The following is a 23840-nucleotide window of genomic DNA, read 5'->3' on the forward strand; positions in this document are numbered from 1 at the left end:
CGAGAAACAGATCAAGAGGAGCTTTCATGGACATACTGGACGCGGTACTGCGTTGGGGGAAAGTTGGAGGGGGGCTGCTGTCGGCGCTTCTGCTGTTGCCTGCTCTCGCTTCTGCCGAGCTTCGATGTTACGATTGCCACGGCACGCAAGAGACCCGCGATATCAGGCCATTTGATGCCCCTGTCCGTGATGTTTCCTCGGGAGGGTTTCCGGGTAATCACCGTACCCATCTTTCCGCTAACGCCACTCAAAGCGATTGCGCTCCCTGTCATCCGGGAAGCGCGGCCTTTCATGCCGGACACCGTGATGGTCTTGTAAGTGTCTCCTCCCGGGTCAATTCGTCTCCCGCCGTGACCGCCTACAACAACGTGACCACGCCATTCCCTCAATATGCTGGAAATATCCCGGGAAGCTGCAGCAACGTGAACTGCCACTTTGAACAACCCACCCCCGACTGGGGCAGCTCCACCCTCGGCAGATCCGACTGTTCGGCCTGCCACGGCGCGCCGCCGTCTGATGGGAACCATCCGGCCCTTTCGGGGAGGGGAGGGAAGCACGGAGAGTATATCGGTACCGGTACGAACAGCTGCAGCGCATGTCACCGTGACCATACCACCGATCCGGACCCTCTTGCCCATGCTCGGGAAGCCGGAAAGCGCCCCCTCAACGTGCAGTTCGCAACAGCCCCCAATAACGGCGGCAGCTATTCGGGCAACCTCAACTATCCCAACTATCTGCCGAGCCAGAATCCGCTTCGCGACGGGATATGCAGCAATATCTACTGTCACAGCGACGGCCGAGGAGGAGCACCGACCATTAGCGTAAAATGGTCCGACGGCCCTGGCACCACGAAATGCTACTCCTGCCACAAAGGGACTCTGGCCAACAACAACCCCCAGGACTGCAGCGATGTTCCGGGAGCTGTATGGGACAGCGTCAAGGGGTACTGCACTCCATACATCAACATGACGACCAACGGGCACAGCAGGCTCGTCGGGCCGCAATGGATCAGAAGGTATCCCTGCTACTACTGTCACAGCGGCACACTGGATGGATCCGGGGGCATCACCGACAAGAAGAAGCACGTTAACGGGACCAAGGATGTCGTCATGGCGCCCCAGTGGAACATTGTAGGGCGACCTGCGGCGAGCTACGACCCGGTCACAAAGAACTGCAACAACGTCTACTGTCACAGCGACGGCACCTCAAGCCCCGACACCGTGCGCCCCTTCGCCTGGACCACCCACGGCACCGATTGCAATACATGTCATGGCCACCCCCGTGGAAGCTGCAACGTTGCCGACTGCCATGACGGCCGTACCGATGCTACCGGGAAGACATGGGTCCTTCCCTCCACCTACGGCAACCGGACCTCGTACAAGTGGCCCCGCGGCCAGGAGTGGAAGGCGGCCATTCCGATGTTCCCCAACAAAGGACCCGGCGCGGCACGGGCAAACTCCCACAGCCGCCACACCGAAACGAACTTCACATGCGACCAGTGCCATGCATCCACCATCGTTAACGGCACCTGCAATGATTGCCATGTGGATGGGATTCCTGCGGGAAGCATGGGGGAAGTAGCGCATCTGAACGCGGAGTTCCATGCCAACAAGGGTAAGGACGTCGTCTTCAAGAAAGGGGGGTCGTATAACCCTGTGACGAAGACATGCTCCAATACCGCCTGCCACACCGGCGGAACCGATCCGCAATGGGGTGGCTCCGTCAATGACTCGGTCATCTGCCTCAACTGCCACGGTACTACCGGTGCCGACGTGGATACATTCGGTTTCAGCATCTACAGCGCGGCTGCAAAGATAAACCTCACCCAGTGGGTCAATACCGGCCACGGACGGGCGGGCACTTCCGGCGCCTATCCGGCTTCGGGGAATCCTGCGGCAGGTTTTCCGGGCAACCCTTGCTGGTACTGTCACGACAACAACATCATTCACAACGACAGCGGTAATCCCTTCCGCCTGCGGCAGCATCTGCAGTTCGCCAACAGATTCGACAAGGAATGCGTTTATTGCCACATGACGGGCAGCGACGCCGAATGCCTCGCATGCCACAATGCCGAGGAGTCGCTTGCACCGCAACTTTCGGCGTTGCCCGCCGACCCCGCTGCGGTCTGGCCTGACGGAAGCGCTGCGCCGCGTCCCGATCACACAATTATGGCGGACGGAAACACCTCATGCAGCACTGCCCCCTGCCACTTCGTTGATCCGGCCGATCCGACAAAAGATCTGAAGCGGCACAATGTCGGTGCGGGAATCTGGACTGATCGCCAGAAAGCGGATGTAAAGAACCAGTACATGATGATGGGCGTCTGCCTCAAGTGCCACGACGACGATGCCGGCGGCAAGTGTACCAGCTGTCATACGCCCCCCGAGAGCAACCCACTCAAATACTCCCTCGGTTTCGACCCGGGCACCGGCTGGATAAAACCGCAGAAGGCGCGGGCATCCTCTTCCCATTTTGGGTACAAGCACTATGGCGCATTCATGGCCAGCGGCGGGTGGAACGGAAACGGCACATGGAAAGGGGGGAAATTCTGCTGGGACTGCCACGACCCCCATGGTGACGGGAATATCTACATGATCCAGAACCAGGTCGCGACTTCCACCGACGGCACGTTCGGTATCCCCAGATCCCGGGCTACGGTCGTGTTCACGCAGAAGCAGAGCGGTCTTGATTACGCGAAGATCAACGCTCCGTACAACGGCATCTGCAATGTCTGCCATTCCACGGGGAGTCAGCATTACCGGGCCGATGGCGGAGACGGCCACAATGCCGGGCGCGTCTGCACTTCATGCCACGAGCACAGGTTCACCGACAGCCATGCCGACGGGCAGGCCTGCACTACCTGCCATCGCGACAAGCCGGTCCCGCGGCATTCCGGATTCGGCCTTCCACGTGACTGCACCAAGTGCCATACGGGCACCATCGGGCTGCGCATGGATGTCATGGGTCAGTTCAAGGGAACGTCGCATCACGTGCAGCTGCCGGATGGGCAGTTTGCAAACAACAAACACTGCTACGCCTGCCACTGGGAAGCTACACCCGAGGGGCTGATCGATATCCGCTACCACGAGGGGTACAACTACAAGAACTATTCGACAGTGAAGAACGCGAAGGTGGACCTTGTGGTATGGAAGCCGGGTGCGCGTCCCACCTATCTGAACAGTACGACAGCCATACAGTTCATGGCCAGCAAGGTCGGGACTGCAGGCGAGCGGACTGAGGTAGCAAAACTCAACAACCACTGCCTCAGCTGCCACAACGACGACAACAATAACTCCCAGCCCTTCGGCGACTGCAAGACCCCGCGGCAGTACGCGTGGGACGGGCAGAGCGTAGCCGCGCGCTACTCCCAGACCGGAACCACGGCATGGGGCAAGTACAACTCCACCACGTATCCGAATGCCAACCAGAAGGACAAGGTTGCCAAGTCTTTCTCTGCCCATGGGAATGCAGTGGGGAATGCGGGCGGATTCAGTATTGCCAACGGCGTCGATTCGGGCATTCCCAATACCCGCAACGGCAGCCAGAATGTCCAGTGCTTCGACTGTCATAGCTCACACGGCTCGAAGCTTGTAGGGGTGACTTCCAGCTACGTTACCTTCAACGGCTCCCGTAACGGCGGGAACCTTAAAGAGACACAGGCCGGAAAGGGTGGATACGCCATGAGCTACAAGGCATCCGCCAACACCGCCCAGGGCTCGCTCAACCCATACAATGCCGGGGCAGGCCAGTGTTTCGACTGTCACCTGAACCAGAACTCAGGGACCACGCCTTGGGGATACCAGTCCACCTTCGGGGCCTCGGAAGCTATAAAGGGTTACTACGACGCGCCGAAGTTCATGTCCCCCGGCGCCGCTGTGCAGCAGAGGTTCCCATTGAAGGGGAGCCTGTCGACTAAGGGCGGCCACCTGAAAGCTTCCTCATTCCTCAACCATACCACCTCGGCCCACAACAGGATCAACGGACTCTGTACGCCTTGTCATGATCCCCATGGGGTGAGCCCGACGCTGGGGACAAAACAGCAGTATGCCGTGCCCCTCCTCAAGGGGACCTGGCTCACGGCTCCCTATCGTGAGGATGGGCCGAAGATGAGCCTGGAAAATCCGCCCAGCGGCGCTCCCGATTCCAATCCGACCACCAACGTTCGCACCGATCAGCAGACCTTCGGGAACCTTGCAGTGAGTGAGGACGACAGTACTTTCGCCGGCCTCTGTCTCCGATGCCACGCCAAGAGCAACCTGACCGACGGCGTGACCCACACCTGGAAGAGCCAGGACCGCATCCACGAATCAGTCAAAGGATGGAAGACCGCCAATGGCACGATCCAGCACAACTATACATGCTCCAAGTGCCATACTCCCCACGCCAGTGCGCTGCCGCGCCTCATGATCACCAACTGCCTCGACACTAAGCACCGCGGCGGCGGTGTCTCCGGCGGCCAGCCCGGTTCCGGCGGCCCGAGGAAATTTGAATACTGGGACGCGAATTACGAGCCCCATTCCGGAAGCTTTCCCCGAGGTATTGACCAGAGTGGCGTCAACTGCCATCCCGGCGGAACCTGGCCCGACAACGGCTGGAACACCAAGACCCCATGGTAGGAGGCCGAGTGATGCTTAAATCAAATCCGTTCAAGGGAGAAGGTTCCATGGGGACTGTACGCGGAAACGCCATAAGTGGAGAACTGCAGGGGAGAAGGCGCGCCTGCAGAACTTTCCTGGGGCTGTTCCTGGGGATGACGTTGTTGCTGGGGCTTCAGGTGCAGGCTCATGCAGTCGGTGGAGACGTTGTGTGGCTCACCTCCGATTCCCAACCGGGGAAACAGGAACCGAAGCTGTCGGCTACGGACTCTCAGGGAAATGTCGTCCTGACCGGGCATCAGAACATGACGGGCGGGATAAATGACGACATGTACACCGTCAAGTTCAAGGCCGACGGAAGCGGAATTTCCTGGCGCGCCCTGGTGGACAGGACGGGTGGCGAGGACCGGGGACTGGCCGTCACAGTCGACGGCAACGACGACGTCATTGTGACCGGGTATGTATGGAACGGTGTCAACCGGGACATACACACAATGAAATACAACGGCTCCACCGGGGCCGTCATCTGGCAGCACACCGTGAACGGCTCCGCCAACGGCAGCGACATCGGCACCGCCGTGACGACCGACAGCCTCAACAACGTATATGTGGCGGCCAACTCCCAGAACTCCTCCGGAAACGACGACATCCTGGTGCTCAAATATGCACCGGGCGGCCCCTCGGGAGATTCCCCTCTCTGGACGGTTTCATACAACGGAGCGGCAGACGGTCTGGATCAGGTGAATGCCATTGCGGCCGGAGTCGCCGGAGTCGTCGTCACGGGAAAATCATGGAACGCTGCTTCCTACGACATGGTGACGATCTCATACGGTTTCGACGGAGTGAAGGTTTGGGAGAAGCGTTATTCCACTGGGGGCGGCTCAAACAACGGGTGCATAGGGAACCAGGCCCGGTTCGACGGGAGTGGGAATGTAATTGCAGTGGGTTCTGTCGCCAACGGCAGCAATCTCGATATATATGTCGTCAAGTACAGTGCGGCCAATGGTAGCGTAATGTGGCAGAAGACTTACGACGGAGGCCTCGACGAGGAACCGCTGGGGCTCGCTGTCGATGCGGCAGGCGATGTTTACGTCACCGGCTACACTTACACCCTGACGGGTGCCAACGACTTTTTCTCCGCGAGATATGCAGGAGCGACCGGAACCACGGTCTGGCAGCAGTTGTACGATTCGGGCAACGGTAACACGGATATGGCCGTCGCGACCGGTATCGTCGTTGATCCCGCAGGAGACGTATTCGTCACCGGTTACACTGTGACTGACGGAAACTATGATGTCCGGACGATAAAATACAAGCGTGATACCGGCAACCTGCTATGGCAGAAGGCCTACAATGCTCCGGCCAACAAGAACGACAGGCCCGTTGGTATCGGCATCTCACCCTCCGGAGATGTCCTCGTCGCCGGCTGGTCCGATTCCATGGCTAACGATCTCGATTTCATAATACTCAAGTACGACAGAGGCGTGCTCAATCCTGCCACAGGCTTGACGGCCACTGCTGTTTCCCCTACCAGCATCGCGCTTGCATGGTACGACAACTCATCCACCGAAGATGGATTCAAGATCGAGAGGAAGCTCGGCGAGACGGGGAGCTGGAGCCAGATCACGGTCGCTTCCGCAAATGCGACTTCATTCACCGATACCGGGCTTTCTCCCGATAATACATACTACTACCGGGTCAGATCGTACAATGCAGCATCCGGTGACTCCTCCTACAGCAACGAAGCCCATGCACTCACGGTCTTCGTTACATTCACCGCACCCGCCTGGAGCTTCAGCTACAACAATCCGGACAACACCGACGACTATGCCAATGCCATAGCCGTGGGTGCGGACAACAACCCTATCGTCACCGGCTACAGCAACCGCAACACGGGAACCTTCGACTACTTCACCGCCAAGCTCAACCGGGGAGACAGAAGTATCATCTGGAGTGATCAGTACGACGATCCCGACAGTGAAATGGATGAGGCGAAATGCCTGGCGGTGGACAGCAACGGCAACGTCATCGTTTCCGGGGTTTCCCAGCTCTTTTACCCCCCTGCGCAGAGGAACATAAATTCGATCTACACCATAAAGTATCCTGCAGCCGGTCCCCCCGAAACCTGGCATGGCCAGTATAACGGTCCAGGCGCCATCGACGACCGGGCCACCGCAATCGCCACGACCGCGGACGGCGCCAACAACGTAGTGATCATCGGTTACGGAAAGAACGCTTCGAACAACGATGATGTCTATGTGATCAAGTACCCTGCAAATCCCGGATTCGACGTTCAGGGGGGTGCAATTCCGGCGTGGGCGGCCACACCTTTCGACGGGGGAGGGGACGACATACCGAGCGCCGTGGCTGTAGCTCCGGACGGCAGCGTCTACGTCACCGGAATCAGCGAGAAGACACCCGACTCCGACACCTATTTCTGGTTCACCGCCAAATATGACGGCTCCACCGGTGCTCTTGTCTGGGCCGACAGGTACAGCGTGGTTGCCGGAGGCGCGAACCGGGGAGCATCCATCGCCGTCGACGCCGACGGAGACGTTTACGTCACGGGCAGCGCTACAACGGCCACGCTCAGCAGGGATATCTATACCATCAAGTACTCCGGATCCAGTCCCACTGCCCGCAGGATCTGGGAGAGGGCAATCGATGGAGTTGCCGGCGGCGACGATGCCGGTGCCGATGTGGGGATCGACCGAATAGACGGCGCCATTCTCGTTGCGGGCACCACTCTTACTGCCTCAGGCGACCGCGATATTACCGTCGTCAGATATTCTTCCGGCGGCGACACTCTCTGGCGTCGAACTCTCCTGCGGGATGATTTGGACGATGCCGCCGTTGCCATGAAAGTCGATTCCTCCGGCTATATCTATATTGCGGGTACCACCGCAGCGGGTGCCGGCTCCGACATGATCTCCGTGATATACGATTACGAGGGGAATCTTCTTGGTGCCACGTCATACAACGGTCCGGCCAATGACATCGATGAAGCAAGTTCCATAACCGTCAACTACAAGGGAGAGGCCTTCGTTGCCGGATATTCACGAAACGCTTCCGGAAATGCCGATTATTCAGTAATAAAGCAGGTGAACAATTATCTTCTGGTTCCCGCTCCTTTTACCGCTTCCGCCCAAGCAGATTCCTCCAAAATTGGTCTTTCCTGGGGCGATAACACTTCCGGAGCAAGCTATCTCCTGGAAAGAACGACCGGCCCCGTTACCGACCTGAGCATCTGGACGCAGATAGCAATGCCTGCTGCGGGAACGACTATGTTCCAGGATTCCGGCCTCGTTGCAAACAGCCCTTACTGCTATCGCATAACAGCTATCAGCGGGAGCTTCTCTTCCCGAAAACTCATCAGCTGTGCTACGACGACTCCGGTCGCTCCCGTCCTGGGTCCACTGTCGCTGGTTTCAGCTACGGCTGTAGATGTGACCTGGAGCAACGTGGCGGGGAATACCGGCTACAAGCTGGAGCGGAGTCCGGACAACAACAGCTGGACTCAGATCGGCGGGAACCTTGCCGCCAATACCACAATCTATAATGACACCGGACTTGCCGCCGGCGCCGTACGGTATTACCGCGTCAGCGCCCTGAGCAATTCCGGCGCTTCCCTCACGAGCACAGTGCAGATAGCGCCGGTGCTGAATGCCCCCGGCGGAGTCACCGCCGCCAAGATCGATCTCTCCTGGCCTGCAGTCAGCGGGATCACCGGGTACATCCTGGAGCGAAGCACCGATAACCTGAACTGGACCCAGATCGCCACTCCCGCCGTGGGTACCACGGCATACTCCAATACTGGGCTTAATCCGGCCACGACATATTATTACAGGCTGAAGGTGACTTCCGCGGCGGGTACATCGACGCCGAGCCTCGTACAGTCCGCTACCACTGTTCTGGTGGCACCGACCGTAAGTCTTGCTGCCGGCACGACCACCACCCAGATCAATCTCTCCTGGACCGATGTGGCCGGGGAGGACAGCTACACCGTATGGGAGATGGCGTGTACGCAGAATATGTCATCCAGTGATATTTCGTACTGTGTTTCCTCTTACACCTATAACTGGGGAGCCGCCGTTCAGGTTGGCACGACCGGTCAGGGTGTGACCTCCTTCTCCCGGTCCGGCCTCATTCCCGGATACTCATACCAGTACTACGTTGTAGCCAGGACAGCGGGGGGTATCACCTCACCGGCAAGCAATGCCGTATTGGGCTGGACGGTACCGGCCGCACCGATTCTCAATGTCCCGACAGCACCATCGGATACATCCGTGAACTTGACGTGGAACGACGTTGCTGGCGAAAACGGTTATGTCATCGAGCGGAAGGTCGGCGCCGGCGCGTGGTCAACCCTTACCACTCTCACGCAGGGGAAAACTTCCCATACCGACACGACGACTCCACAGACCCTCTACTCCTACAGGATCAGGGCTAAAGGAGCCGTGAACGGTGTCTACTCGGACTACAGTGCTGAACAGCCCATTACGACTCCCCCCACCGGACCGGTGATTAGTTCCGTTACCGCCACGTCGTCTACCACCGCCACCTGGGGAGCCGTTTCCGGGGCGACGAGTTACGAGGTCAGGCGGAGCGTCTTCACGAACTACGACCGTCCTGACAGGGCGGGCGATCCCTACTATGCCTCCTACTGGAGTGCCTGGACAACGGTCACTACATCGGCTACCGGCACGAGTTACCCCGATCCTGGTGTCTCCGCCGGATATACATACAAGTACTCGGTAAGGGCAAACATTTCAGGCAACTACACCGGTTGGGGAAGCGATGGCGGGAAATTCGCAACTACCATACCGGCCATACCGTCGAACTTTAGAGCTACCGGCAATTCAGCGACTCAGATAACGATGAACTGGAGTAACGTATATGGCGAGACCAACTACAGCATTCGGTACAAGGCACGTTCCGCCGCTGACTGTGCTTCCGAGAGTTGGGCCACGGGGGTCTCGACTACTCCCGCTGTCGCCATGAACCTCACTTCCTACCAGATAGGCAGCCTCAATACGAACAGTGCGTACTGCTTCCAGATCAGGGCATACAACAGCGGAACCTCTGACTGGAGCGCGGCGACCACCTATCTTCCTCCGCCGACCCTCAGTGCTCTCAGCGGGATTACCCAGTCGTCCCTTACCCTCAGCTGGAGCGCGGTGCCTGGCAACACGGACTACCGGGTGGAGCGCAGTACCGATGGGGTTACATTTAACCTCCTTACTATAAAAGCTGCCGGTTCGACGGGGCATACGGATACGGGCCTTACCGCCGGGCAGGTATACTATTACCGGGTATTCACCGTCAACGGGTCCAACATCTCCGCACCGAGCGCCGTTCAGAGCGCGGCGACGCTCGTTCCTTCCGCACCCCTTCTCAATGCGCCTACGGGAGCGACTACATCGCAGCTGAGCCTTTCCTGGAATGATGTATCGGGTAACTACGGCTACAAACTGGAGCGGAGCATTGACAATGCAACCTGGACAGTAATAGCGAATCCGGTTCAGGGGGCTACCAGCTATACAAACACGGGGCTCAACTCCGGAACGATCTATTACTTCCGCATATCTACAAAAACAGCTTCCGGAAGCTACTCTTCTCTCAGCAACGTCCAATCGGCGATGACGCTCCTGAGTGCACCGGTGCTTGCCCTCACCGGAAGTACCGCTGCAACGATAGAGATGAAATGGCAGTTCGTGTATGGTGCCACCAACTACCGCGTTCTCCGCTCCGAAGGCTCCAATGGACCTTGGAACGAGGTGAACAATATCGCTGCCGCCTATGCGGCATCCTACTGCGGCTCTCCCATTCCCACAGTCGGCTGCCAGGCGCAGGCCCCTAACACAACCTTCTTTACAGATCAGGGCTTGACGGAGAACCTGACCTACTGTTACCAGCTCAAGGCCTGGAATTCGACCGTCGGGAATTCGGACGCCAGTTCCACAGTCTGCCTCAAGACCCAGTCGGTGGGGGGACCCGTTTTGACCTCCGCGTCAGCCTCGAACTCGAAGATGATCCGGCTTGACTGGAGTTACGATCCCGGCAGCTGTATCCCGGTCGCCTGCGATGCTCCTGAGGGCTTCGAGATCTGGAAACAGCTCTGGAATGGGGATTGGACGCTTCTCGACAGGGTTGGGAACGTCTCAACATATACCGATACACTGGTCGAGCCGGCAACGACGTACAGATACAAAGTAAGGGCCTTCAAGGCAACTGACATCTCTTCGTACAGCAATGTCCGAAGTGCCTTGACTCCTGTTTACAACAGCAGTGATTCGGCCTGCCCCTAGAGCCCATCCAGTGCCGGGCTCATGATGCTTCGGTGTCATGTGCTCCGCAATTTTTCCGCCATATCGGAGGCGAAGAGAGGAGGTGACATCCTCGTGAAAAAAATGAGATACTCAAGGCCGAAGGTGGTCGGCAGCACGGCGGTCCACCCGTGCTGAAGGAATGAACGGCGGGGCGGTGGACTCCTCCATCCGCCCCGGCTTCTTCGGGTCCGCTCGCCCAGGCAGTTACACCAGCAGGACGAAGGAAACAGATGAACCGTGATGCAGAACTGATCCGGCAGACACTTATAGATTTCGAGAAGCAGCAGTATCCTGATATCTTGTCCGCCATTTCTCTTCCGGCGGCCACTCCTGCAGGTGGTTGCGGGCACAACACCATCTTCAGCAAGACTCCGCGCAAGATTGACTCCTACCAGTATCTTAGCACCATACGCCGCACCTCAGCCCACAATGCCTACTTCCACATACCCTTTTGCCGGAGCGAATGCCTCTACTGCTCTTTCGAAAGGATCGGCAACCATTCGGCGCACCAGATCGAGACCTACATTGAGGCAATGACGACGGAAATTGAGGGAAAACTGCAATACATTCCTGATTTCCGTCCGGACATCTTCTATATCGGCGGCGGAACTCCGACAATTCTTTCTCCTAGACTGATGGAGCGATTCCTCGGAATGCTGTCGGGCCGGTTTGACATAGGAAAAAACCTGGAATTCACCATTGAGACTACGCCACAGGCGGTCCTTGCGCCGGAGGGGGAGCAACTTCTCTTGATGTTCGCCGGGCATGGTGTGAACAGGATCAACGTAGGGGTACAATCCTTTTCGCGTGACGTTGCCGCGAGAAACGGGCGACTACAGTCGGGAGACGATATCGTTCGCTGCTTTGCGAAGCTCAGAAGGCACGGCTTTCAGAAGGTGAACCTCGATCTGATATACGGCTTGCCGGGTCAAACGCCGGAGGTGTGGTGCGAAGATCTGAGGCAGGCGGTGGACCTTCAGCCCGATTCGATCACCACCTTCTCGCTGCGGGTGCGGCCGCCGAGCAGGCTGCATCGTATGGTTACCCAGGGGGAGGCCGCGCTTCCGTCCGAGCACAGCCTGCTGCTGATGAGATTACTGGCGCAGCGCTTCCTTCCCCAGCATGGCTACGCAGAGGACAACTCGGATTACTTTATAAAGAGTCCGGACAAGCGTTATCTCTACCAGCCGTTCCAGCCGCACAACGCCGACCGGAATCTCATCGGTTTCGGCTCTTCCGCCTACTCCCTCGCAGGGGATCGGCAGATATTCAATGTTTCCTCGACCGTGGAATACCTTCGGCGTGCGAAGGAGGGAGGTGCCGCTGTGGAGTACGTGATAGAACTCGACAGGCCGGAGATGATGCGAAAGCGTCTTGCGGAGGGGCTCAGGACGGTTTTCGACGGGCGTGGGTTTCGGGAGGAATTCGGTCTCCCGGCGCGGGAGGCCTTGGGAGGGCAACTGGCGTCACTGCTGGATCTTGGCCTCATCCACGAAGAGGGGTACGATGTACGTCTCACCCCCAAAGGGAAAGTCATTCACGACCACGTTGCGGCTTACATCAAGTACCGGACGTCGGCCTGAACCAATCAGCCGGTGCAGAGGAGGAGAATACCTGCCATCGCGACGAGCGTTCCGGCAAGCGCCTTTCCCGAAGTTCGTTCCTTTAGGAAGATTGCCGCCAGCGGGATGACGAAGAGCGGTTCCGTAGAGCTGAGGGTATTCGCCACGGAGACTTCGGTGTATTTTATCGCGACATGGAAGAGCCAGAACCCGCCGAAGGATATAAAAGAAACGAGCAGGAAGAAGTGCTTCATCGTACTCGCTTCCCGAAAAGGCGCAACCCAGGCGCCGAGGCGGCCCCTGATCCCTCCCCATATGACTAGACCCATCGTGCCCCACAGCATTCTGACGAAGGTGCCCTGAACAGCGGATACCTCTGCCAGCCCCTTTTTTGCGACAATGACCGACGCAGACATGCAGAGGACGGCGCCTAGCCCGCAGATAAAACCTGCCCTGGTTGTCCGTTTTTCCGAACTGCCCGAGATCCTGGTGAAGACGACGAAGGTGATGCCGCCTGCAACGAGGAAGACCCCGCTCCACATCAGCGGAGTCAGCTGTTCGCCTAGAAAGGCTACGGCGAAAAGGACCGTGAGCACTTGGCCCAGGAGCGAGAGAAGTACGAGCACGGGGGCGCCGACCTTCTGGAGTGCCTCGAAGAACAGAGTGTCTCCGATCGCTATTCCCAGAATCCCACTTATTCCTAATAACGAAAACGAGACCGGGTCCATAGACTGGTAGCCGGAAAGAAGAACCACAATGGAGAGAAGGAGAAGGTTGATGACTCCTTTTGTCAGATTCATTCCAGCCGAGGATATGTGTCGTCCGAACTTCTGGTAAAGTATGGCGCCGGCCGCCCATGCCGCAGCGGACAGCAGAGCGGCTGCTATGCCGATGACATCGTTGTTCACCAGCCTAGCCCTCCGTTCACTTGCAGTTCCCCTTGCGTTGCCAGCCGGTCCTGCTGCAGACAAGCTTTTTCTCTCCGTCACACACCTCGGCCTTTTCAGCAAAGGCCTTGCCGTTATGAAAGCAGCTGACGGGGGCGGAGGGATCAGGCTTTTGTGCCAGCAACCTCACGACCCGGTGTTTTTCTTCTCCCGTGAAGTTCCAATCGGGACGTGCGGGCACATCTTCGTAACGCAGAATACGGAAATTCCCAAAGATCAGGATAAGCTCGTTGTTGGAGAATGCCTTTTCCGTTTGGATAGGCCGGTACATGCTCGTATCACGATGGTAGGTTTCGATGACTACGACTCCCCCCGGTTTGAGGCTGCTGCGAATCCGCTCCATCAGATGGCGGAAATCCACGTAACAAAGAACGATCATGTCCCATTTTTCGATGCCGAAATCGAAATCGGCATCGGTACGTTCCAGGGCCTGCAGCTTCACGCCGAGTTTTAGCGCCTGCTCCCGTGCTTGCCGGATCCCTGTAGGGGAAATATCGAATCCTGTAACCTCCCAACCCTTCCCGGCGAGATAGAGGGCGTTTCGACCCTGGCCCATTCCTACGTCGAGCGCTCTCCCCGGTTTCAAGCCCTGGACTACCTCTACTAGAAAAGCGTTGGGACTGGGATCGAACCTCGACCTGCTGCTGGTCGAGTTGGAGAAGATCCGTTCCATCAGCGCCTTCATCCGCTGCTGGGATGACACTTCCACTTTAGTATTTCCGGCCTGAGGAGAGGCTTCTTCCCCTAGTACGGTACCTGCAGAGACAGCGAGCACAACCATCAGGCTCGCAGCTGCTACCTTCAGCATACACACCTCCTTTCGGTCTGCGTATCATAACTTGTTACAGCGTCGGAGACAACGACGCAACGATCCCTTGCCGCATGAATTTTTTCCTTCCCTTGTTAGCAGGTTTAATTTATATTACTTAACCTTGTTGGTTCCACGCGAGCTTATTCCATCCCCCAGTGACGGCGGCTGCCTCCCCCTTCCGGCCAGAACACGTTCCGACTGCCGTATGTGAAGAAAAGGCAAGTGCCTGTGACCTCTCAGCCGAACTACGAAAAAATGTCCAGATCAGAGCTGATCGATGAAATGAGGCGAGTCCTCTCCGATAGAAGTTCTCAAGCCGAGGAGGCGCAGCTGCCTCGGGAAGGGCTTTATACAGTTACGTCTGCCGAACGGACTGGGCATGAACCCGACCGGACCGGTGAGGGTAAACCGCTGCAACACCGCCCCCTTCAGACGAGGGAGGAGTTGCAACGTGCCTATGATGAGCTTGAAAAGCGGGTGAGTCGGCGGACCGAGCAGCTCGCAAAGACTATTGATGCGCTGCAGAAGGAGATTTACAGCCGCAGAGAAACGGAAAAAGCCTTACGGGACAGCGAGGAACGCTACGCCCTCGCTGCTCAGGGAGCTAACGACGGGATCTGGGACGCCGACCTCAATACGGGCGATCTCTATCTGTCGCCGCGGTGGAAAGGGATGCTTGGGTATGAAGACGGCGAACTCCCCAATGATTCCTCCACCTGGAAGAGCCGTATCCACCCGGACGATTTTGAGAAGGTCATGGAGCATCGTGACGCCTATCTTGCGGGGAAAATACCTTTTTATCAGATCGAGTACCGCCTGCGACACCGCGATGGAAGCTATCGCTGGATTCTTACCCGGGGGGCGTGCCTTCGCGACGCCGATGGAGTCCCCCACCGCCTCGCAGGTTCCCATACCGATACGACGGAACGCAAGGTTGCTGAACAGAAGATCCTTCGCCTCAACCATCTCTACGCAGTGCTCAGCGAGACGAACAAGGCTATCGTCCGCTCAGGCGACCGAGAAACCCTCTTCAGTGCCGTCTGCCAGGTCGCCGTGGACCATGGCGGCTTCCAGATGGCGTGGATCGGAATCCACGATCCTGTGACCGGGAGGGTGAACGCCGTCGCTTCTGCCGGATTCGGATCGGAATTGCTGGAGCAGATAAGGGTAACGGCTTACGACGAGCCGGAGGGGAGGGGGCTGGTGGGCCTGGCGATCCGTCATGGCGGGTATCACTACACCAACGACTTTCTCTCCGATCCCAGGACCGTGCCGTGGCAGCGGCAGGCGGAGCAATACGGGCTGCTTTCTGCTGCCGCAGTGGCGTTGAAACTGGATGGTGAAGTTGTAGGGATTCTAAGTCTCTACGCAGGAGAGAGAAATTTCTTCGACCCGCAACTCATCGAGCTTATCCAGGAGATGGCCGCCGATATCTCTTTTGCGCTGGACCGGTTCAAGAGGGAGCACAATCACCGTCAGGCCCAGATCGAGCTGCAGCGTGAGACGGCGGCCAGGCTGCAGGCAATGGAGGCTCTTCGTGAGCGGGAGCAGATGCTCATGCAGCAGAGCAGGCTTGCAGCCATCGGTGAGATGATCGGCAACATCGCCCATCAGTGGCGTCAGCCGCTCAACACGCTCGGGCTCTACCTGCAGGGGCTGGGGGTCACATGGGACATGGGTGGATTCGATCGGCAGCATGCGGAGGAGACAATCCGCAAGTCGATGCAGGTGATTTTCCACATGTCCCAGACCATAGACGACTTCCGTTACTTCTTCAAGCCGGATAAGGAAAAGATCAGTTTCCAGGTCCGCGAGCTGGTGGCAAAGACGGTTTCACTGATCGAGGGGAGCTATAAAGATCAGCATATCGATCTGCGGGTAACGGCGGAAGATGATTCGACCCTCGTCGGATACCCGAACGAGTACTCCCAGGTGCTACTCAACATTCTCAGCAATGCTAGGGATGCATTGATAGAGCGCAGGGTGCCGGCTCCAAGGGTTGCGGTGCGTCTGTTCAAGGAGAATCATAAATCCGTCGTAACGGTTACGGATAATGCCGGAGGGATTCCCGAGGGAATCATGAACAAGATATTCGACCCCTACTTCACCACCAAGGACCCAGATAAAGGAACGGGCGTAGGTCTCTTCATCTCTAAGACCATCATCGAGAAAAATATGGGGGGGCGGCTCACAGTCCGCAACACCGGTGACGGTGCTGAATTCAGGATAGAGGTATGATATGAGTGTCGTTACGGAGGAAGCCGGATCGATATCCATCATGTACGTGGAGGATGACGCGGTAACCCGGGAACTGGTCGCCCAGACGCTGCCAAGAAAATTCCCCCAGCACACGCTCTACACGGCAGAAAACGGCAGGACCGGCCTCGAACTGTACATGCAGCATCGTCCCGACATCGTCATCACCGACATCAACATGCCGGTAATGAACGGTATTCTGATGGCGGGGGAGATAAAGCAGATTAATCCGGATGTGGTGATCATTGCCGTCACAGCTTACAGCGAAACCAACTATCTGCTCAATGCCATCGAAATCGGGATAAGCCATTATGTGCTGAAGCCGATTGATTACCGGAAGCTGTTCGAGGCAATCGAGAAATCATCTGTGGGCATTCATCTCAGAAAGCAGGTCGCGGAGCAGAACAAGCTGATACGGGAGCTGAACGTGTCACTGGAAAAACGGGCACTGGATCTGGCGCATGCGAACCGGGAACTTGAGGCTTTCAGTAATGCTGTTTCCCATGATTTGCGAGTTCCTCTGGCCAATGTAAGAGAACTGGGCCTCCTGCTTCTCGGTTCCGGAGAGGAGCGGTTCAGCGACGAGGAACTGGGGTTACTGCGGAATCTGCTCATGGAGACGGAGCGGATGGATCACCTGATTGAAATTCTGCTCCAGTATTCGCAGCTTGCCAATCGTCCCGTCCACCGGGAGCAGGTCGATTTGAGCGAACTGGCACGGGAAATTGCGGCAGGCCTGTACCGGCAGGAGCCTGAGCGCTGCGTCGATTTCAGGATTTCGGAGGATATCCGTGTCAAAGGGGACGGGCAACTGCTCAGGGTGGTAATGGAGAACCTTTTGGGCAACGCCTGGAAATACACGGGGAAAAGCCGGCGTGCCCTGATCGAGTTCGGCAGCACCAATTATCAGGGAAGCACTGCCTGCTTTGTTCGGGACAACGGTGTCGGCTTCGACATGAAGCAGGCCGGCCGGTTGTTCCACACATTCCAGCGTCTCCACGACGACCAGGAGTTCACCGGGTACGGGATAGGGCTAGCGACGGTACAGCGGATTATTCAGCGTCATGGGGGCAGGATTTACGCTGCCGGGGAACCGGGAAAGGGTGCAGTATTCACTTTCACCCTTTAGTCCCGGGGATGGTGGAGGAAATACGGAAACAAACCTGTTTGCTTGATCAGTCTGTCAGAAACATTTAGTCCTACTTCTTGCCTTCGTCATCTTTTTTTGGAGAGATGTCGATTTCGTCCTTCCCTTCCGATGCTCTCTTGAAATTCTTGATACTCTTCCCGAGAGCTCCACCTATTTCAGGGAGTCTTCCCGCACCAAAAACAACAAGCACAATAACGAGAATTACGATCAATTCCGGCATACCGAATCCGAACATGAAGCTACCTCCGCGTGAATGTTGAGCAAGTATTGCACCATCACCGTGAAAAATCAAGGCGCATTACCTTGCCGGCATTCTCTCCTTACGACCGTTTCTCCCCGTAGGCAAAGGAGGCGCCCCGTGCTAAGATACCCACCATGGATATGTTTCGCATCAGCAGCACGTATGAGCCGCGCGGCGACCAGCCGCAGGCGATTCGGGAACTAACGGCAGGAATTGAACGCGGAGACCGGGACCAGGTCCTGTTAGGAGTCACCGGCTCGGGCAAGACGTTCACTGTGGCCAACGTCATTGCCGCGGTCAACCGCCCCACCCTCATACTGGCACCCAACAAAACGCTGGCTGCGCAGCTCTACGGGGAGTTCAAGGAGCTTTTCCCCGATAACGCCGTCGAGTACTTCGTGTCGTACTACGATTATTACCAGCCTGAAGCGTATATACCGACGACAGATACCTTCATAGAGAAGGACTCCTCGATCAACGACGAGATCGACAAACTGCGCCACTCTGCAACACGAAGCCTCCTCACCAGGCGGGACGTGATCATAGTGGCTTCCGTTTCCTGCATCTACGGGATCGGTTCTCCCTCCTCCTACCAGGAAATGCACATCTTTTTCCACCAGGGGGAAGATTACGGACGGGACGAACTGCTGAAAAAACTCGTCCAGATCCAGTACGAGCGGAATGATGTCGATTTCCACCGTGGAACCTTTCGCGTCCGTGGCGATATTGTGGAGATCTTTCCGGCCCATGACGACGAAAGGGCACTGCGAATCGACTTTTTCGGAGACAGCGTCGATGCGATAAGCGAAATCGACCCTCTGCGGGGGCAGGTGCTGCAGCGGCTCACCAAATGCGCCATCTACCCCGCTTCACACTACGTAGCCAGCCGGGAAACAATGGAGCGTGCCGTAGAGGAGATCAGGGTGGAGCTGGGAGAGCGACTCAGGTGGTTTCAGGGGCAGAACATGCTCCTTGAAGCCCAGCGCCTCGAACAGCGGACTTTCTTCGACATCGAGATGATGGAGGAGATGGGATTCTGTCAGGGGATCGAGAACTACTCTCGCTTCTTTGACGGCCGGAACCCGGGGGAGCCACCATATACGCTCATCGACTACTTCCCGCATGATTTCGTGCTCGTCATCGACGAATCGCACATCACCGTTCCGCAGGTGGGCGGAATGTACCGTGGGGACCGGAGCCGCAAGGAAACGCTCGTCAACTACGGGTTCCGTCTTCCCTCGGCACTGGACAACAGGCCGCTCAATTTCAAAGAGTTCACATCAAAGCTTAACCAGACCGTCTATGTTTCCGCAACGCCTGCCGACTATGAGATACGGATGGCTGAGGGGGTGGTTGTCGAGCAGGTTATCCGACCGACGGGTCTTGTTGATCCCGAGATACAGGTACGACCTGCCTCGGGGCAGGTGGACGACCTGCTTCATGAGATCAGGGAGGTGATAGGTAAAGGGGAGCGTGTGCTCGTGACGACGCTCACCAAGCGGATGGCGGAAGATCTGACGGATTATCTGCGTGATCTGGGGATAAAGGTGAAGTACCTTCATTCCGATATCGACACGATCCAGCGGATGCAGATCATCCGTGACCTGAGGCTGGGGGAATTTGACGTTCTCGTGGGCATAAACCTGCTTCGGGAGGGGCTTGACATTCCCGAAGTGTCGCTGGTTACTATACTCGACGCGGATAAGGAGGGTTTCCTCAGGTCGGCCCGCTCCCTCATTCAGACCTGCGGCCGGGCGGCGCGCAACGTTGCGGGAAGGGTTATCATGTACGCGGATGCCGTCACCGACTCGATGCGAGCCTGTATCGATGAAACCGCCCGCCGCCGTGCGATCCAGCTCGCGTATAATCAGGAGCACGGCATCACGCCGCAGACGGTGAAGAAGGGGATCCGCTCGATCCTCGAATCCATCGAGGAGCGGGATTATGCTGCACTGCCCCTGGCTGCCGAGCCGCTTGAGGAGTACGTCGCGGTGCAGGATGTGGCGAAGACGGTGAAGAAGCTGCGGAAAGAGATGCTGGCAGCAGCCAAGGAGCTGGATTTCGAAAAGGCGGCCCGGCTGCGAGACAGGATAAAGAAACTGGAAGAGATGCACCTGGCTTTGAAATAGGGACGAGCTCTTCCCGCCATCTCGCCGCCGTCCTCGGCAATCCCATTGTCGGCGTAGCGCTGCTACGCCTCCGCCTGGTCTGCCTGCGGGTGCGACGATCTGACGGAAATATTCCGTCCCTGCAACGTCGCAGGGGTTCAATTTTTATAAACCATAGGAGGGAAGCAGGATGACATTGACCCAGGAACTCGTTGACTGGACGTACGAGCAGAAATGCCGCAAGGCGGTGGCCGCCCTTGAGAAGAACGGCTTTACCGCCGTTTTTTGTGCAACCGCGCAGGAGGCGGCCGACTACATTGTGAGGGAGGCCGAGGAGGCCGGAAACGTCGGCTTTGGAGGTTCAATGTCGGTGGCCGACCTTCAGGTGGCGGAACGGATAGCGGGGATGGGGAAGGAATTGCTGAATCACAGCGCTCCAGGTCTCGCTCCGGAAGAACGGCTTGCCATGATGCATCGCCAGCTTGCCAGCGATCTCTTTCTCACCGGCACCAACGCCCTTACCCTTTCCGGAATATTGGTGAACATCGATGCTTCCGGGAACCGGGTCGGATCGATGTTCTTCGGGCCTAAAAAAGTCATTGTAGTCGCCGGGCGTAACAAACTGGTGGATGGCTCGGTGGAAGAGGCGATCCGGCGGGTCAAGGAGTGGTCATCACCCCCGAATGCCAGGCGCCTCAACTTCAAGACACCATGTGCCACTACAGGTTTCTGCAGCGACTGCGATTCGCCCGACCGCATCTGCCGCATTACCACCATCATCGACCGCCGGCCGCGGCGCACTGACCTGAGAGTGCTGGTGGTCAACGAGGACATGGGCCTCTAGTTGCGGCAACGCCACATTTGAGCGCTGACGGCGTTGCTCGGTCGGAGGCTTCCTCGACGTACCCTGGGTACGCCTGCGGAGCCTCCTCGGTCGCTGCCTTGTCATCATCTCAAATCTGACGTTGCTGAAAGGTTGGTGGTGGTTCTGGGCACGCTGACTGCACTTTATCATGATGGGCAACGCCATATTTGAGCGCTGACGGCGTTGCTCGGTCGGAGGCTTCCTCGACGTACCCTGGGTACGCCTGCGGAGCCTCCTCGGTCGCTGCCTTGTCATCATCTCAAATCTGACGTTGCTGAAAGGTTGGTGGTGGTTCTGGGCACGCTGACTGCACTTTATCATGATGGGCAACGCCATATTTGAGCGCTGACGGCGTTGCTCGGTCGGAGGCTTCCTCGACGTACCCTGGGTACGCCTGCGGAGCCTTCTCGGTCGCTGCCTTGTCATCATCTCAAATCTGACGTTGCTGAAAGGTTGGTGGTGGTTCTGGGCAGCGCTGACTGCACTTTATCATGATGGGCAACGCCATATTTGAGCGCTGACGGCGTTGCTCGGTCGGAGGCTTCCTCGACGTACCCGGGGTACGCTTGCGGAGCCTCCTCGGTCGCTGCCTTGTCATTATCTCAAATCTGTCGTTGCTGCACGGTTGGTGGTAGTTTGAGCGCGCGGGGGCTTAGTTTCCAAATTCCGGGGGAGGGGTTTGAATGCGCCACTCTGCCTGTTTTGCGTTCGGCAGGTAACGCCATTTCTGAATGTCCTGAACCGTTCTCAACGTCGTCGATGGGAGGACGTAGTAGTCATACTCTACTGTCGCTTCCGCTTCCCCGCGTTCGGTGTCGCATGTTAGAGTTTTGATTCGATAGTCTGCTATACGGAGATCCTTTTCCCCGAGACGCCGCCGGTATTCGGCCCGTGCCGCTTCTTCCACCGCACGTTCCGCGCTTTCGTGCTCCTGCCAGCGCACCATTCTGTTGTACGAGCGTATCGTCGTCTCGCACGTCTCCTTCTGAGCAGAGATTGTCTGACACCCCCCCAGCAACGCGAGTGCTAGAAGCCAGCATGCCATATATCCCCTGTTCACGACTTCTTCCCCTTTATCATCCTGATCAGCTCGATTGCAACTTCCCATTTGCCGAAAGGGGGGATGAGGTAGAAGCCGCCAACGCTGTGTTTAGTTTCGGATATGAACTCAGCGGCGATGTTGAGACCCTCCTGAACCCCCGCCTCCTTCTCCTTGCCCCGCATCCGTCGCCTCACCTCATCCGGGATGATGATTCCCGGCACCTCGTTATGGAGGTACTCGCAGTTGCGCTCGCTTACGAGCGGCAGGATGCCCGGCAGCACCGGTATGCCGAGAGGCTCGGTGTGGGCGAGCATCTCCGCGAGCCGTTTGCCGTCGTAGATGGGCTGTGTCTGGGCGAAGGCTGCGCCGTTTGCCACCTTTTTTGCAAGACGCGCGGCCTGCACTTCCATCCTGGGCGTATTGGGGTTGAAGGCGGCGCCGATGGTGAAGCCGGTGCCGGCGCCGATGGGGCTGCCGAGGCTGTTCACGCCTGCATTCATGTCGGAAAGCAGTTTGATGAGGCCGAACGAGTTGAGGTCGAACACCGATGTCGCACCTGCATGCTCCCCGAGCCGGGCGGGATCGCCGGTAACGGCGAGAATGGAGCGGATGCCGAGGAGACTCGCACCCATGAGGTCCGACTGAAGGCCCAGGATGTTTCTGTCACGGCAGGTTATGTGTACTATCACTTCGATTCCCACTTCGCGCTGGATGAGGCTGGCGAGTGCGATGTTCCCCATCCGCACCCGCGCAAGGGGATTTTCGGCAAGGTTTATGGCGTCGGCGCCAGCCTCCTTCAGGGCCCTGCTTCCGGCGATGACCTTGGTGCAGTCCAGCCCCCGCGGAGGATCGAGTTCTACGGTTACAACCGGCTGCTTCCCCCATCCGGAAAGAAAGCCGCGGGAGGGTTCCGCCGCCCCGCGGGGCGATTCCGGTGCTGCAACCTGAATCACCACAGCCCGACGGCCCGGCCGCACCCCCTTCAGCCTTTCGGCGATTCTCCGGATGTGGTCAGGTGTGGTTCCGCAGCAGCCGCCGATAAGTCTGGCACCCGCGGAGGCCATCTCCAGAGCCCGCTCGGCGAAGTAATCCGGGGTGGTCCGGTAAATGTAGCGCCCGTCCCGATATTCAGGAAAGCCGTTGTTGGCATACGCAGCAAGCGGAATTTCCGTGACTGCAGCCATCCGCTCAAGATTGCGCAGTACCTCGAGGGGACCCGCACCACAGTTGGCGCCGATGAGGCTGGCTCCGGCTTCAGTGAGTGCAGTCGCCATTCTTTCCACTTCAATGCCGCCGCCGGTCCTTCCCCCTTCCAGAAACGCCATGCTTGCGACAGCAGGCAAACCTGTTTCCCGAGCTGCCGTCAGTGCAAGTTTCAGCTGCTCCAGGTCCGAGAATGTCTCCAATATGAATAGATCGGCCCCTCCATTGGCAAGGGCGGTGCATTGTTCCCTGAATACCGACAGAACGTCGTCCGGAGAAAGATCCTGCTCCTCCCCCTTCGGCCGGGCGAGGGGGCCGACGGAACCGGCGATGAATGCGCTTCTTCCTGCTGCGTCGGCTGCGCGTCGAGCGAGTTCCGCACCGCGCCGGTTGATTTTCTCCACCTTGTTCTCAAGCCCGATAAGGCCGAGTTTGGTGCGGTTCGCCCCGAAGGTGTTGGTTTCGATGACTTGCGCTCCCGCTTCCAGATACTCACGATGGAGCTCTTCTACCAGTTCGGGGCGCACTAGATTCAAATGTTCGAAGCTGGCGTCGAGGCTTACCCCCTTGCTGTATAGCATGGTGCCGATGGCGCCGTCTCCGACCAATACTTCATTTCTTGCTCTGTCCAGGAAATTCACGTTGTACCTGCTGTCGGGTTTTGCTGGAATTTTGGGTCTCTTCTGATTAGAATGCCGCCTCGTCCTTAAATCTTTCCCGCGTCGAGGTCT

12 protein-coding genes are annotated in these 23840 nt (G+C 57.8%); 7 read left to right on the top strand and 5 right to left on the bottom strand.

Features of this window, described 5'->3' with window-relative positions; all coding sequences use genetic code 11:
• The first annotated feature begins 26 nt into the window (after nucleotides 1-26).
• The 3 genes from CFB04_RS15705 to CFB04_RS15715 all read left to right on the top strand — a co-directional run bounded on the left by CFB04_RS15705 (nucleotide 27) and on the right by CFB04_RS15715 (nucleotide 12507).
• Nucleotides 27-4616 carry a CxxxxCH/CxxCH domain-containing protein gene (locus CFB04_RS15705; protein WP_088536271.1) on the top strand — a complete coding sequence of 1530 codons (4590 nt, stop codon included), beginning with the start codon at nucleotides 27-29 and terminating at the stop codon, nucleotides 4614-4616.
• An 11-nt stretch (nucleotides 4617-4627) separates the two neighbouring features.
• Nucleotides 4628-10903, top strand: a complete 6276-nt coding sequence (locus CFB04_RS15710; protein ID WP_231934497.1) for a fibronectin type III domain-containing protein — start codon at nucleotides 4628-4630, stop codon at nucleotides 10901-10903.
• Between the two features lie 251 nt (nucleotides 10904-11154).
• A complete protein-coding gene (locus CFB04_RS15715; RefSeq protein ID WP_088536272.1) occupies nucleotides 11155-12507 on the top strand; it encodes a coproporphyrinogen-III oxidase family protein in 1353 nt (450 codons plus the stop codon).
• A gap of 5 nt (nucleotides 12508-12512) precedes the next feature.
• On the opposite strand, the gene CFB04_RS15720 is transcribed toward CFB04_RS15715, so the two are convergent.
• Both CFB04_RS15720 and CFB04_RS15725 read right to left on the bottom strand, forming a co-directional pair.
• Nucleotides 12513-13394 (bottom strand): DMT family transporter, encoded by an 882-nt coding sequence (locus CFB04_RS15720; RefSeq protein ID WP_157698814.1) that lies wholly within the window; start codon nucleotides 13392-13394, stop codon nucleotides 12513-12515.
• 16 nt (nucleotides 13395-13410) lie between these two features.
• Complete coding sequence (locus CFB04_RS15725) at nucleotides 13411-14241, bottom strand: bifunctional 2-polyprenyl-6-hydroxyphenol methylase/3-demethylubiquinol 3-O-methyltransferase UbiG (RefSeq protein ID WP_088536274.1); 831 nt, start codon at nucleotides 14239-14241, stop codon at nucleotides 13411-13413.
• Between the two features lie 258 nt (nucleotides 14242-14499).
• Here CFB04_RS15725 and CFB04_RS15730 point away from each other — a divergent pair, with 258 nt between their 5' ends.
• Complete coding sequence (locus CFB04_RS15730; RefSeq protein ID WP_157698815.1) at nucleotides 14500-16482, top strand: PAS domain-containing protein; 1983 nt, start codon at nucleotides 14500-14502, stop codon at nucleotides 16480-16482.
• A 1-nt stretch (nucleotide 16483) separates the two neighbouring features.
• Entirely contained in the window at nucleotides 16484-17629 is a 1146-nt protein-coding gene (locus tag CFB04_RS15735; RefSeq protein ID WP_088536276.1) for a response regulator, read from the top strand.
• A 70-nt stretch (nucleotides 17630-17699) separates the two neighbouring features.
• Here the strand turns inward: CFB04_RS15735 and CFB04_RS15740 are convergent, their stop codons facing one another.
• Entirely contained in the window at nucleotides 17700-17885 is a 186-nt protein-coding gene (locus CFB04_RS15740; protein ID WP_088536277.1) for a twin-arginine translocase TatA/TatE family subunit, read from the bottom strand.
• 140 nt (nucleotides 17886-18025) lie between these two features.
• On the opposite strand from CFB04_RS15740, the gene uvrB reads away from it, so the two are divergent.
• On the top strand, nucleotides 18026-20020 hold the full coding sequence (uvrB, locus tag CFB04_RS15745) for an excinuclease ABC subunit UvrB (protein ID WP_088536278.1): 1995 nt from the start codon (nucleotides 18026-18028) through the stop codon (nucleotides 20018-20020).
• A gap of 169 nt (nucleotides 20021-20189) precedes the next feature.
• Nucleotides 20190-20843, top strand: a complete 654-nt coding sequence (locus CFB04_RS15750; RefSeq protein WP_088536279.1) for a lactate utilization protein — start codon at nucleotides 20190-20192, stop codon at nucleotides 20841-20843.
• 673 nt (nucleotides 20844-21516) lie between these two features.
• Here the strand turns inward: CFB04_RS15750 and CFB04_RS15755 are convergent.
• Together CFB04_RS15755 and CFB04_RS15760 are read right to left on the bottom strand one after the other, a co-directional pair.
• On the bottom strand, nucleotides 21517-21924 hold the full coding sequence (locus tag CFB04_RS15755) for a hypothetical protein (RefSeq protein WP_157698816.1): 408 nt from the start codon (nucleotides 21922-21924) through the stop codon (nucleotides 21517-21519).
• On the bottom strand, nucleotides 21921-23750 hold the full coding sequence (locus CFB04_RS15760; protein WP_088536281.1) for a bifunctional homocysteine S-methyltransferase/methylenetetrahydrofolate reductase: 1830 nt from the start codon (nucleotides 23748-23750) through the stop codon (nucleotides 21921-21923). Before CFB04_RS15760 ends, CFB04_RS15755 begins: the two co-directional genes overlap by 4 nt.
• Between the last annotated feature and the right edge of the window lie 90 nt (nucleotides 23751-23840).

Origin of the sequence: Geobacter sp. DSM 9736 (genome assembly GCF_900187405.1) — a bacterium.
Classification (GTDB): Bacteria; Desulfobacterota; Desulfuromonadia; order Geobacterales; family Geobacteraceae; genus DSM-9736.

Bases quoted from the DNA above. Each gene is read 5' to 3' on its own strand.
- CFB04_RS15705 (WP_088536271.1), top strand. From the start codon at position 27: ATGGACATACTGGACGCGGTACTGCGTTGGGGGAAAGTTGGAGGGGGG.
- CFB04_RS15710 (WP_231934497.1), top strand. From the start codon at position 4,628: ATGCTTAAATCAAATCCGTTCAAGGGAGAAGGTTCCATGGGGACTGTA.
- CFB04_RS15715 (WP_088536272.1), top strand. From the start codon at position 11,155: ATGAACCGTGATGCAGAACTGATCCGGCAGACACTTATAGATTTCGAG.
- CFB04_RS15725 (WP_088536274.1), bottom strand. From the start codon at position 14,241: ATGCTGAAGGTAGCAGCTGCGAGCCTGATGGTTGTGCTCGCTGTCTCT.
- CFB04_RS15730 (WP_157698815.1), top strand. From the start codon at position 14,500: ATGTCCAGATCAGAGCTGATCGATGAAATGAGGCGAGTCCTCTCCGAT.
- CFB04_RS15735 (WP_088536276.1), top strand. From the start codon at position 16,484: ATGAGTGTCGTTACGGAGGAAGCCGGATCGATATCCATCATGTACGTG.
- CFB04_RS15740 (WP_088536277.1), bottom strand. From the start codon at position 17,885: ATGTTCGGATTCGGTATGCCGGAATTGATCGTAATTCTCGTTATTGTG.
- uvrB (WP_088536278.1), top strand. From the start codon at position 18,026: ATGGATATGTTTCGCATCAGCAGCACGTATGAGCCGCGCGGCGACCAG.
- CFB04_RS15750 (WP_088536279.1), top strand. From the start codon at position 20,190: ATGACATTGACCCAGGAACTCGTTGACTGGACGTACGAGCAGAAATGC.